The organism is Acidiferrimicrobium sp. IK (genome assembly GCF_025499425.1).
Classification (GTDB): Bacteria; Actinomycetota; Acidimicrobiia; order Acidimicrobiales; family Palsa-688; genus Acidiferrimicrobium.
The window spans coordinates 42,172-54,339 of record NZ_JAIMCB010000006.1; the positions used below are offsets into that span (position 1 = coordinate 42,172).

9 protein-coding genes are annotated in these 12,168 nt (G+C 73.7%); 6 read left to right on the forward strand and 3 right to left on the reverse strand.

The window, feature by feature from the left end:
* Positions 1-36 precede the first annotated feature (36 nt).
* Positions 37-795, forward strand: a complete 759-nt coding sequence (locus tag K6U06_RS11420) for a phosphatase PAP2 family protein (RefSeq protein WP_262322061.1) — start codon at positions 37-39, stop codon at positions 793-795.
* Positions 796-826: 31 nt separating this feature from the next.
* On the opposite strand, the gene K6U06_RS11425 is transcribed toward K6U06_RS11420, so the two are convergent.
* The 3 genes from K6U06_RS11425 to K6U06_RS11435 form a co-directional block, all read right to left on the reverse strand.
* Positions 827-1,879 carry a Gfo/Idh/MocA family oxidoreductase gene (locus tag K6U06_RS11425; protein WP_262322062.1) on the reverse strand — a complete coding sequence of 351 codons (1,053 nt, stop codon included), beginning with the start codon at positions 1,877-1,879 and terminating at the stop codon, positions 827-829.
* Between the two features lie 195 nt (positions 1,880-2,074).
* Positions 2,075-3,613 (reverse strand): MDR family MFS transporter, encoded by a 1,539-nt coding sequence (locus tag K6U06_RS11430; RefSeq protein WP_262322063.1) that lies wholly within the window; start codon positions 3,611-3,613, stop codon positions 2,075-2,077.
* Complete coding sequence (locus K6U06_RS11435) at positions 3,610-4,281, reverse strand: TetR family transcriptional regulator (RefSeq protein ID WP_262322064.1); 672 nt, start codon at positions 4,279-4,281, stop codon at positions 3,610-3,612. The genes K6U06_RS11430 and K6U06_RS11435 overlap by 4 nt, the downstream gene beginning before the upstream one ends.
* 129 nt (positions 4,282-4,410) lie before the next feature.
* On the opposite strand from K6U06_RS11435, the gene K6U06_RS11440 reads away from it, so the two are divergent.
* The 5 genes from K6U06_RS11440 to alr all read left to right on the forward strand — a co-directional run bounded on the left by K6U06_RS11440 (position 4,411) and on the right by alr (position 12,162).
* A complete protein-coding gene (locus K6U06_RS11440) occupies positions 4,411-7,881 on the forward strand; it encodes an SIS domain-containing protein (protein ID WP_262322065.1) in 3,471 nt (1,156 codons plus the stop codon).
* Positions 7,882-8,011: 130 nt separating this feature from the next.
* Positions 8,012-8,404 (forward strand): holo-ACP synthase, encoded by a 393-nt coding sequence (locus K6U06_RS11445; RefSeq protein ID WP_262322066.1) that lies wholly within the window; start codon positions 8,012-8,014, stop codon positions 8,402-8,404.
* Between the two features lie 400 nt (positions 8,405-8,804).
* Positions 8,805-10,256, forward strand: a complete 1,452-nt coding sequence (locus tag K6U06_RS11450; RefSeq protein WP_262322067.1) for an NAD(P)H-hydrate dehydratase — start codon at positions 8,805-8,807, stop codon at positions 10,254-10,256.
* Between the two features lie 102 nt (positions 10,257-10,358).
* Positions 10,359-10,868, forward strand: a complete 510-nt coding sequence (locus K6U06_RS11455) for a GNAT family N-acetyltransferase (RefSeq protein ID WP_262322068.1) — start codon at positions 10,359-10,361, stop codon at positions 10,866-10,868.
* A 64-nt stretch (positions 10,869-10,932) separates the two neighbouring features.
* On the forward strand, positions 10,933-12,162 hold the full coding sequence (alr, locus tag K6U06_RS11460; RefSeq protein WP_262322069.1) for an alanine racemase: 1,230 nt from the start codon (positions 10,933-10,935) through the stop codon (positions 12,160-12,162).
* Positions 12,163-12,168 lie beyond the last annotated feature (6 nt).

A 12,168-nucleotide genomic window follows, 5' to 3' on the forward strand; every position in this document is an offset into this window, starting at 1 on the left:
CCTCTGGTCACCGGCCAGTCATTTTGAGAAGGCCCCGTGGAATTCCTCACCGCCGTTTTGAGCTCAGCCCCGCCGAGCCCGCCGCCCGCTCTCCCCGGCGTGCGGGTGCTGCCACCCAAGAGCCTGAACACCTCGGTCTACCTCGACCTCAACCGCTTCTCCAGGCACACCGCGTGGGCGCACGGCTTCATGCACCACTACGCCCTCTGGTTGGGGCCGGTGCTCCTCGCCGTCGTGTTCGTCGCGGCCTACGTCGTGTCTTGGTGGCGCCGGGCGCCGCGGGCCGCGGCGCTGCTGCTCCTCGGGGGAATCGGGACCGTAGTCGCTCTCGGGCTGAACCAGATCGTCGGGCACGCGGCCAAAGAGCTGCGACCCTACGCGGCTCACCCCAACGTCTTGGTGTTGGTGGCCAAGGCCAACGACTACTCGTTCCCCTCCGACCACTCGATCGTCGCCGGTGGCCTCACCGTCTCGGTCCTCGTGGCCCTCGCCGGCGGGGCGTGGAAGGGTCGCCGCCCGGCGGGAGATGCTCTTCGGGAGGGGGCGGCGGCGCCGGGGATCCTCAAAGCCCTCGCCGCGGCCAACGTCGTGCTCGGTGTGTTCCTCTGCTTCGCTCGGGTCTACGTAGGCGCCCACTACCCAGGAGACGTCGTGGCCGGCTACCTGCTCGCCGGCGTCGTCGTGCTGGCGGCGTTCCTGCTGAGACCCCTCGTCTTCCGGGCGGTCGGGGCCATCGAGGCGACGGGGGCGGGGAGCCTCTTGCGGCGCCCGGGAGCGGTACCGGCCGACGTCTAGGCGTCCGCCGGTCGTTCGGCCGACGGCGGCTTCAGGTCAGGGCCACTTCCTGGCCGCTGCCCGCCGAACGGCGGGCGGCCTCGATGATCTCCAGGCCGGCCACGGCGTCGCCCGGCGCGACCGGGGGCGGGGCGCCGTCGCGCACCGCGGCGACCACCCCGGCGTAGAAGTCGGGGTACGCGCCGGCGCAGGTCTCGACCGCCTCGGTGCCGCCGTCCACCCCGAGGCGACCCCACGTCGCCTCCGGGTCGCGTCCCCATCCGTCGCCCGGCACGGCGCCGGCCCGCAGGGCGGCTTCCTGCCCGTCGATACCCCACTTGGTGAACCCTCCGTGGTCCCCGAGCAGCCGGAAGCGGGGTCCGGCCTGGGGGGCCGTCGCGCTCATCCACAGGTGGGACCGCACGCCGCTGACGTGGGTGAGGGCCATGAAGCTGTCGTCGTCGACCTGCGCCCCGGGCCGGCGCAGGTCCATCTCGGCGTACACCGCCCGGACCGGCCCGAACAGTTGCAGCGCCTGGTCGACGAGGTGCGGGCCGAGGTCCCACAGCACCCCGCCGGCGTCGCCCAGCCCGGGGTGCTCCCGCCAGCCCGCTTTGATCGCCGGGCGCCACCGCTCGAAGCGGGACTCGAAGCGGGCCACCTGCCCGAGGCGCGCCCCGTCGAGCAGGTCCCGCACGGTCAGGAAGTCGCCGTCCCACCGGCGGTTGTGGAACACCGTCAGCACCACGCCGCGGTCCTCCGCGCTGGCCGCCAGCCGGCGGGCGGCGTCGGCGGAGGCGGCCATCGGCTTGTCGACGACCACCGCCAGGCCGGCGTCGACGGCTCGTTGGGCGAGGGGGGCGTGGGTCCGGTTGGGGGTGGCGACGACGATCACGTCCAGGTCCCGGGCGAAGAGGGCGTCGGCGTCGGCGACGACGGTCGCCTCCGGGAAGCGGGCCGCGGCCCGCGCCGCCCGCCCGGCGTCGGAGGTCACGATCGCGTCCAGTCGCAGCCCGGCCACCGCGGCCACCAGCGGAGCGTGGAAGTACTCGCCGGCCAGCCCGTAGCCGACCAGCCCGACACGGAGGTCTGCGGCGTGGGTCACCGGCCCAGCCAAGCACACACCGACGGGCAGGAGAGGGGACAAGCGCCAGCGCTTGAACCTGCCAGTCGCCCCCCGGACGGCTTCCCCAACCGGGGCACCGTCCCCCGACGCGACCCGTCCCACCCGCCGGGGGCGTGCGGGTGGGACGGTGCGGGGGGAGCTTGTCGAGGCAGGGTTACCCTGCGAGGCGAGGCTCTATGCGCCGTCGGCGCCGGAGGTGGTCGCCGCCGCGGCCGACTCGGCGAGGGGCAGCGGGCCGCCCTCGCCGAGCGGGTTGGCCTCGGCGCTGCTGCGCAGCTTGATCTCCCGGAGGGCGAACGAGATGACGAAGGCCAGCGCGGCGACCGGCACCGCGTACAGGTAGGCCTGATCCATGCCGTGGGTGAAGGCGTGCAGCGGCCCCTGGACCGGCCCGTAGCGGTGGATGTAGCCGGGGGCGGAGGACTTCTCCTGGGCGATCAGCACCGCGCCGAGCACCGCGGAGCCGATCGCCCCGCCGAGGGTCCTAAAGAACGTCACCGCCGAGGTGCCCACCCCCATGTCCTGGGGCTTCACCGAGTTCTGCACGGCCAGGACCAGGGTCTGCATGAACAGCCCGAGCCCGGCGCCGACCACGAAGATCATCCCCGAGACCACCCAGAAGTTGGTGTCCACCGAGATCCGGGTGAGCAGCACGAACCCGATGGTCGTGATGGCGGTGCCGACCACGACGTACGCCTTGTACTTGCCGGTCCTGGAGATGAGCTGCCCGGAGCCGATCGAGGTGATCAGCAGGCCGCCGAGGAGCGGCAGGAGCCGCAGCCCTGACAGCGTCGGGCTGACGTGGCGGACCGTCTGCATGTACTGGGGCAGGAAGATGATCGCCCCGAACATGACCGCGCCGGTGATGAAGCCCATCAGGTTGGCGACGCTGAACACCTTGTTGGAGAACAGCCGCAGCGGCAGGATCGGCTCCGCGGCGCGCCGCTCCCAGAAGACGAACGCCACGGTCAACAGGAGCCCGACGACCCCGTACACCATCGACGCGGTGGTGAACGAGGCGGTCTGCCCGGCGTCTTGAACGCCGACGAGGAACAGCCCGACGCCGGCCACGAGCAGCACGGCTCCGGTCCAGTCGATCCGGGCTCTGCGGGGGTTGTGGTCGAGTTGTAGCACCCGGTTGACGACCACCAGGGCGACGATGCCGATCGGGATGTTCACGTAGAACACCCACCGCCACGACGCCTGGTCGACGAGGAACCCGCCGATCAGCGGTCCGAGCACGCTCGACGCCCCGAACACCGCCCCGAAGTAACCCTGGTACCGGCCCCGGTCGCGGGGCGGGATGACGTCTCCGATGATCGACATGGCCAGCGACATCAGCCCGCCGGCGCCGAGGCCCTGCACCGCCCGGAAGCCGATCAGCTGGAACATGTTCTGGCTGAGGCCGGAGAGGACCGACCCGGCCAGGAAGATGACGATGGCCAGCTGGAAGATCCGCTTGCGCCCGTAGAGGTCGCTGATCTTGCCGTAAAGCGGGGTGGTGACCGTCGAGGTCAGCAGGTACGCGGTGACCACCCAGCTGTAGAGGTCGGGGCGGTGGAAGTCCCGGCTGATCGTGGTCAACGCGGTCGAGACGATCGTCTGGTCCAGCGCGGCCAGGAGCATGCCGAGCAGGAGGCCGGACATGATCAGCAGGATCTGCCGGTGGTTGTAGGTGCGCGCCTCGGCGGGCGCGGCCAAGTCGGTGGTCACGTGGAAGCTCCTTGAGCGGTGGGGACGGCGAGGCGGGAAGCGCCCGCAGAGGGGACCGGCAGCCCGGCTTTGACCGCGGCGAGGGCGTCGTCGATGAGGGTGGTCAGGTCCTGCTCGGGGTGCTCGGCCCAGTGCATCATCGCGGTGCGGGCGGCGACCACGCCGATGTTGACCACGAGCAGCGGGTAGAGGTCCTGGTCGGTGTCGGATCCGATGGCGGCGGCGATGATGCCGGCCACCCGCCGGCCCATCTCCTCCCACTGCGCCGACGCGACGGAAAACAGCATCGGCTCGTCGCGCATCAGCTTCATTCGCCGGCGGAGCTGGTCGGAGCTGAGGTCCTTCCAGGCCGACTCGGCGCGCATCGCGCCGTGGACCGCGTCTAGCGGTGAGTCTCCGGCGGCCAGCCGCTCCGACACGGCTTCGCAGACCCGGGCGTTGCGCTCGCTGTCGCTGCCGAGGACGGCCTCCTCTTTGGAGGAGTAGTAGTTGAAGAACGTGCGGGTGGCGACGTCGACCCGGTCGGTGATCGCTTCGATGGTCACGTGGGCCAGGCCCCGCTCCTCGACCAGCGCCCAGGCGGCCTCGTGCAGCGCCTGGCGGGTGGCCTGCTTTTTGCGCTCCCGGCGGCCGGGCTGCTCGGTGAGCGTCTCGGTGTGCGTGCCCATAACGAACTTCATCGTACAGGGCAATTCTGCAGTAGCTGCAAAATTTCGTCTTCTGCGACCGTCCGGGGTGGGGGGTGAGGGCAGGGGGTCGCGGTCCGAGGCCGGCGCCCGCCGGTAGCCTTACGGGCCATGTGTGGGATCGTCGCCGTGCTCGCCCGGCCGCCGAGGCGCCCGATTCCCGACGCCGCCGCGGTGGCGGAGGCGGTGGCGGCCGCCGTCGGGTCGATCGACCAGGGAGCCGGGATCCTCGGCCGTGACCCCGCCGCGGGCCTGGCCGCGCTCGACGCGGCCGCCGCCACCCTCGAAGACGCCAACCGCACCCTGCGCGGGGTGCCCGGCGTCGCCGGGCTGCTCGCCGGTCCCGGCGCAGAGGCCCTCGAAGCGGTCGTCGCCGCGTCGGGGGTCCTCGGCGCCCGCCTGGCCGCGCTGGAGGCCGATCTCGACCAGGGCGTCATCGCCGTCGCCGCCGGCGACCAAGAAGCGGTAAACGCGGCCATGGTCCGGCTGAAGGACGGCTGGTGGGCCATCGACCGGGACCGGGTCGGGGCGGCCCGGGCGGTCGCCGACCTGGCCGCGTTGTGCCCCTCCGAAGGAGGCCTCGGCCTCAACACCCTCTCCGGGTACTGGGCCATCCAGGTGGCCCTGGCGTCGATCGACCGCCTCGAGGTCCGCGGCCGCGACTCGGCGGGGGTGCACGTCCTCGTCGCCGGTCACGGCCTCGACGTCGAGGCTCCCGAGATCCAGTCGCTGCTCGGCGCCCGGGCCGCCGACCCGCTGTTCACGTCTTTCGGGGTGCGGACCCGGCCCGACTGCCTCAGCCTGGTCTACAAGGCCGCGGCGGAGATCGGCGAGCTGGGCGACAACGTCTCGGCGCTGCGCGCCGCGGTGCGCGGCGACGCCCTCCTGGCTCTGGCCCTGGCCCAGCCCGGCGCCCGGGTCACCGTGGTCGGCCACACCCGCTGGGCCAGCGTCGGGATCATCTCCCAGGCCAACGCCCACCCGCTGAACTCCGACGAGACGGGCCGTCGCGACGGGCCTTACGTCGTCGGGGCGTTGAACGGCGACGTCGACAACTACCTCGACCTGCGCCTCTCCGAGCACCTGGCGCTGCCGGCGGAGGTGACCACCGACGCCAAGGTCATCCCGACGCTGGTGTCGCACCGCCTGGCCGCCGGCGACCCGATCGACGACGCCTTCGCCCGGACCGTCGCCCGCTTCGAGGGGTCCGTCGCCATCGCGGTGTCGGCGGCGGACAGCCCCGACCGGCTGCACCTGGCGCTTCGCGGGTCGGGCCAGAGCCTCAACGTCGGCCTGGCCGAGGACGCCTACGTGGTCGCCAGCGAGGCCTACGGCCTGGTGGAGGAGACGCCCTGCTATGTCCGCCTCGACGGGGAGGTGACCCGCGGCCAGACCGTGGTCCTCGACCGGGCCGGCGCCGGCACGCTCGAAGGTATGCGTGTTTCTACCTACGCCGGCGCGACGATCACCCTCGACGACGGCGACGTCGTGACCGCCGCCATCACCACCCGGGACATCGACCGGGCCGGCTTTCCCCACTTCTTGCTGAAGGAGATCGAAGAAGCCCCCCGCTCGTTCCGCAAGACGCTCCGAGGGCGGATCGCCACGACCGACAGCGGACGCCTCGCCGCCCGGCTCGGCCCCGACGCGCTGCCGCCCGCGGTCATCGACGAGGTCGCCGCCGGGCGGCTGCGGCGGATCCTGGTCATCGGGCAGGGCACCGCCGCCGTCGCCGGGCAGGCCGTCGCCGCGGCGCTGACCCGGGTGCTGCCCGGCGTCGCGACCAGCGCGGTGCCCGCCACCGAGCTGTCCGGCTTCGGGCTGACCGACGACATGTCCGACACCTTGATCGTCGCCATCAGCCAGTCGGGGACCACCACCGACACCAACCGCACCGTCGACTTGTGCCGGGGCCGGGGGGCGCAGGTGATCTCGGTGGTCAACCGCCGCAACAGCGACCTGGCCGCCAAGTCCCACGGGACGCTCTACACCTCCGACGGGCGCGACGTGGAGATGAGCGTGGCGTCGACGAAGGCGTTCTACGCCCAGGTGGCCGCCGGCTGGGTGCTTGCGGTGGCCCTCGCCGACGCGGTCGGCGCCCTCGACCCCGCCGAGTCCGACGCCATCCTGCGCGCCCTGCGGGAACTCCCCGACGCCATGGAGGAGGTGGTGCGCCAACGTCCTCGTATCGGTCGCATCGCCGCCGCGCTCGGGCCTCCCCGCCGGTACTGGGCGATGGTCGGCAGCGGGCCCGACCGCGTCGCGGCGGAGGAGATCCGCATCAAGCTTTCCGAGCTTTGCTACAAGGCCATCGCCTGCGACGCGACCGAGGACAAAAAGCACATCGACTTGTCCTCCGAGCCGCTCATCTTGGTGTGCGCCGGTGGTCTGTCGGGGCCCAACGCCGACGACGTGGCCAAGGAGGTGGCGATCTACCGGGCCCACAAGGCCGCGCCGGTGGTGATCGCCGCGGGGGGCGAAGGCGCCCGCTACGACGCCGCGCTGGAGGTCATCGAAGTCCCGGCGTGCGCCCCCGAGCTGGCGTTCGTGCTCTCGGCGATGGTCGGTCACCTCTTCGGGTACGAAGCGGCGCTGGCCATCGACAGCCAGGCCCTGCCCCTACGCGCCGCGCGCGCCGCGATCGAGGCCGTCGCCGGTGACGGCCCCTCGTCGCTCGAGCGGCTCGGCCCGAGGCTGCGGGAGGCCAGCCGGCCGTTCCTCGAGGGCCTGCGCGGGGGTGCCTACAACGGCCACATGGAGGCGGCCACCGCCGTCCGGCTGGTCTCCCTGCTGCACTACGCGACCGGCGACCTGCCCGTCGAGAACTACGAGCTCGAGACGGGCAAGGTCGGCTCGCCCGGTGTGGTCGTCGCCGACCTGCTCGACGCGCTGAGCACCGGCATCGACGAGCTGACCCGCCCCGTCGACGCCATCAAGCACCAGGCCAAGACCGTCACCGTCGGGATCTCCCGCAGCGAGGACGCCCTGCTCAGCAAGCTCCTGGTCAAAGAGACCATGGCCGCCGGCGCCACCGCCGACCTCCTCGGCTACCGGGCCCTGCGGGCGCTGGCCGCCCTCGACCCGGCCGTCGAGGCGGTGCTCGGCTTCACCCGCTACCGCATCGACCCCGCCCCGACACCCCCCGGGAGGGTCCATCCCCCCGCCGGCGCCCTGGCCGCGACCATCACCGTGGTCGACCAGGGAGGCATGGCCGCCAACCTGCCGTCGCGCACCGCGTCCGACCCGCGCCTGCGCGGCACCAAGCACCGCGCCGCGGACGAGCGGGAGGTGACCGTCGCCCGGGGCCGCAGCGACAACCGGACGGTGATCTTGATCCCCGAGGCGAAAGGGAGCCAGGTGACCGGCATGACCCTGCTGCACGTCCAGTTCGCCTCGCACCTGCCGGCCGCCGCGGCCCGGGAGGTGCTGAGCGGCTACCGCGGCCGGTACTCGGCGCTGTCGGACGCGGTGACTGAGACCGAGCCTTCCTTCGACGACGAGGTCCTGGCCCGGGTGCCGGTAGTGGACCTGCTCACCGAGCCGGTCTACGTCCTCGCCGAGCGGTGGCGGCGAGCGGCGTGAGCCACCCCGAGCCCGGCCCACGCCCCAGCCGGCAGAGTCGGGCTGACGACGCCGGCCGGGCCCCGGCGGTGACCGCAGCGGTCCTGGCCGCGCCGTTCCCGACGCCAGCGGTGACGTCGTTCGTGGCGTTTTGAGCGGAGCCGGCCGGCTCGTCGGGTTGGGTATCGACTCGGTCGACATTCCCCGCCTGGCCGCGATGCTGCGCCGGCGACCGTCCATGGCCGAGCGGCTCTTCACCGCCGGCGAACGGGCCTACGCCGCGGAGCTGCGCAACCCGGCGCCGTCCCTGGCCGCCCGGTTCGCGGCCAAGGAGGCGACCATGAAGGCGATGGGCGTCGGGCTCGGCGCAATGGACTTCACCGATGTCGACCTTCGCCGGGACGGGCTCGGCCCGCCGGCGCTTCACGTCACCGGCCGGGCCGGCGCTCTGGCGGCGTCGCTCGGGGTGACGGGATGGATGGTGTCGCTGACCCACACCGACTCGGTCGCCTCCGCGGTCGTCGCCGCGTTGGCCGGCCCGTGACCGGGGCGGCCCCGCCCGGCTGACCCGGGCGTGGCGGGTTCTTGGCTCCCAGGCGATCGTGCTGAGCGGGCCGGGCGTAGAAGCCGGGCGGAGTCGGCGCGGCGGACTTCGAAAGGCACGAGCCGGCCTGCGCCCGACTCGCTACCGCCCTCGACTCGCTTCGCTCGCTCGGTTGGTGTCGGGCTGACGCTGCCCCGACCCTCCCGGCGGGGGAACCGCCGGGCCGGGTGGGAGACCAGGAGCTGGCGTCCGCGCGGGTTGTACAGGCGATGTCAACCGATGGTTGCAACGAGTTGGGCGGGCCGTTGGGGTAGAGGACCGACGTGCCACGCTTCGCAGCCCCGCCGTCCCTCCAGCCGCCGTGCGACGGGCGGCGCCGGCCGCGCCGGGAGGCCCGGGCGTGATCCCCGTCGTGACACCCGAGGAGATGGCCGGCGTCGACCGCTCGGCGCCCGAACCGGTCGAGGTCCTGATCGGGCGGGCCGGCGCCGCGGTGGCCCGCGCCGCGCTGGCCATGCTGGCCGAGCACACCGACGGCATCTACGGCCGGAAGGTGGTCGTCGTCGCCGGCAAGGGGAACAACGGAGGCGACGGCCGGGCCGCGGCCGCCCGCCTGGAGAGGCGGGGGGTGTCGGTTACGCTCGTGGAGGCCGCCGCTTTGGGCGCCGGCGCCCGCCTGCCCGACGCCGACCTGGTCATCGACGCGGCGTACGGCACCGGGCTGACCAAGCCGTACGCGGCGCCCGACCCGAACGGTGCCCCGGTGCTGGCCGTCGACATCCCCTCCGGGATCTCCGGTCTCACCGGCGACCCGGTGGGCGGAGGGGAAGGCGGGGGAGGCGAACCGGCCGGGAGCCCGGCGCGAGCGGAGCGGACCGTCACCTTCGCGGCGCTCAAGCCGGGGCTGGTGCTCGGCGCCGGCCCGGAGCACACCGGGACCGTCGAGGTGGCAGGGATCGGTCTGGGCGAACTGGCGGCCGAGGCGGCCCGCATGTGGCTGGTGACCGACAACGACGTGGCCACCGGCATCCCTGCCCGTCCCCGCAACGCCCACAAGTGGCAGTCCGCGCTCCAGGTCGTCGCCGGGTCGCCGGGAATGTCCGGGGCGCCGTGGATGGTCAGCCGGGCGGCGATGCGCGCCGGCGCCGGCTACGTCCGGCTCGGGATGCCGGGCATGAGCCCGACCGAGGCCGGCCTCCCTCCCGGGGAGCTGGTCAGCCGGGCCCTTCCCGGCGAGGACTGGGCGGAGGAGGCCCTCGACGGCATCGAGCGGGTCAAGGCCCTCGTCGTCGGCCCTGGTCTCGGGGCCGCCGGGCGGGGCAGCGGCGGCGCACCCGGCGACGCCACCCCCGTCGCCCGGCTGCTGGCCGGCGCGCCCGACACGCCGGCGGTGGTCGACGCCGACGGGCTCAACGCGCTCGGAGACCTAGACGCAGTGGCGGCGGTAGTCGCCCGTCGGCGGGCGCCGACGATCCTGACTCCCCACGACGGCGAGTTCGCCCGCCTCACCGGCGACGCCCCGGGACCGGACCGGGTGGCGTCGGCTCGCGCCGCTGCCCGCAGCTGCGGGGCGATCGTGTTGTTGAAAGGCTCGGTGACGATCGTCGCCTCGCCCGAAGGGGTGGTGCTGTTGTCGTCGTCGGGATCGGCGCGGCTGGCCACCGCCGGTACCGGCGACGTCCTCTCCGGGGTCATCGGCGGTCTCCTGGCGCGGGGGGTGCCGGCGGCGCTGGCCGGGGCGCTCGGCGCGCACGTCCACGGGCGAGCCGCGGCCACGGGCTGGCACGACGGGCTGGTGGCCACCGACCTCCCCGACCTGGTCGCCGCTTGGATGTCGGCGGTCCTCGGGTGACCCGGGTCGTCGGCTGAGACGGTCCTCGGGTGACGCGGTCCTCGGCTGAGACGGTCACCGCGAGGAGCGCGGCTCGTCGCGGCGACGCGCCACAATGCAGCCGTGGGTGTGGTGATCGAGACCCCGGCGGAAGAGCACCAGCGGGAGTTCCTGGCGGCGGTGCGGGCCAGCTTGCGGCTCCACCGGCCGTGGATCGCGCCGCCAGCCAAGCCGGACAGCTACCGGCTGTGGCTGGAACGGACCCGCCGCGACGACCAAGCCTCCTACCTGCTGCGTCACGAGGAGTGCGGCGCCCTCGTCGGGTACGCCAGCGTCAACAACATCGTCCGGCGGGCCCTGCAGTCGGGCGCCCTCGGCTACGGCGCGTTCGCCGGCCACGAAGGGCGGGGTCTCATGACCGACGGACTCCGAGCGGTGCTCCACGACGTGTTCAACAACCTCGGCCTGCACCGGGTCGAGGCCAACATCCAGCCCACCAACAACCGGTCGCTGGCCCTGGCCCAGCGGCTCGGGTTCACCAAGGAGGGCTACTCCCGCCGATACCTGCAGATCGAGGGGGAGTGGCGCGACCACGAACGCTGGGCTCTGCTGGCCGAGGAGTACGGCAGCTGAGCGCTGAGGTCCCGGCCCCCACCCTCCGCCTGGCGCGGCGGGCGGCCCGGTAGCGTTGAGGTACATGTCCAACCCAGCCCGACCGCAGGCCCGGGCCGCGGCCGCGGCCCCCGAGTTGCCGCTCGCCGGGGGCGACGACCAGCCCGGCGCCCGGGTGGAAGCCGGCAGACTGCGCCCGGCGTGGGCGGAGGTCGACCTGGCCGCCGTACGCCACAACGCGTCGCTGCTCGCCGGGGTCGCCGCTCCCGGCGCCTTGTGCGCGGTGGTCAAGGCGTGGGGATACGGGCACGGGTCGGTGCCCGTCGCTCGCGCCGCGCTCGAGGGCGGCGCCCAGTGGCTGGCCGTGGCGCTGGTCGAAGAAGGCCGCCAGCTGCGCGACGGCGGCATCGACGCCCCGGTGCTGCTCCTGTCTGAGCCGGCGCCCGCCGCGATGCAAGAGGTCGTCGCGTCGCGTCTCACCCCGACCATCTATACCGACGCCGGTCTGGCCGCGGTGAGTGCCGCGGCGCGCGCCGCCGGCGAGGTGGTCGACGTGCAGGTCAAGGTGGACACCGGCATGCACCGCGTCGGGGCCGCGCCGGAGCGGGCGGTGGCCGCCGCGTTGGAGGTGGAGCGCCGACCGGAGCTTCGCCTTCAGGGGTTCTGGACCCATCTGGCCGTCGCCGACGAGGTCGACGACCCCTACACCGGCGCGCAGCTGGACGTCTTCGCGGCCGCGGTGGACGACCTCGCCCGCCACGGCCTGCGCCCCCCGCTGCTCCACGCGGCCAACTCCGCCGGCGCCATGTGGCACCCCCGGGCCCGCTACGACATGGTCCGCTGCGGCATCGCTCTCTACGGCCTGTCACCGGCGGGCCAGGAAGCCGCACGCGAGCCGGTGCCGCAGCTGCGACCCGCGCTGGCGTTGGTCGCCCGGGTGTCGCACGTGAAGGAGGTCGCCGCCGGCGAGCGGCTGTCCTACGGGCTGCGCTACCGGCTCGACGCGAGCAGCGTGGTCGCCACCGTCCCCCTCGGCTACGCCGACGGCGTGACCCGTTCCCTGTCGTCGGCCGGCGGCCAGGTCCTCGTCGGCGGGACCCGCCGGCCGATCGCGGGGACCGTGACCATGGACCAGATCCTGGTGGACTGCGGTCCCGGCTCGGACGTGTCCGTCGGCGACGAAGTGGTTCTCATCGGGACCCAGGGCGGCGAAACCATCGGTGCCTGGGAGTGGGCCGAGCGCACCGGGACCATCGCCTACGAGGTGGTGTGCGGCGTCAGCGGCCGGGTGCCGCGCGCGTACCGCAACCCCTGAGCGCCG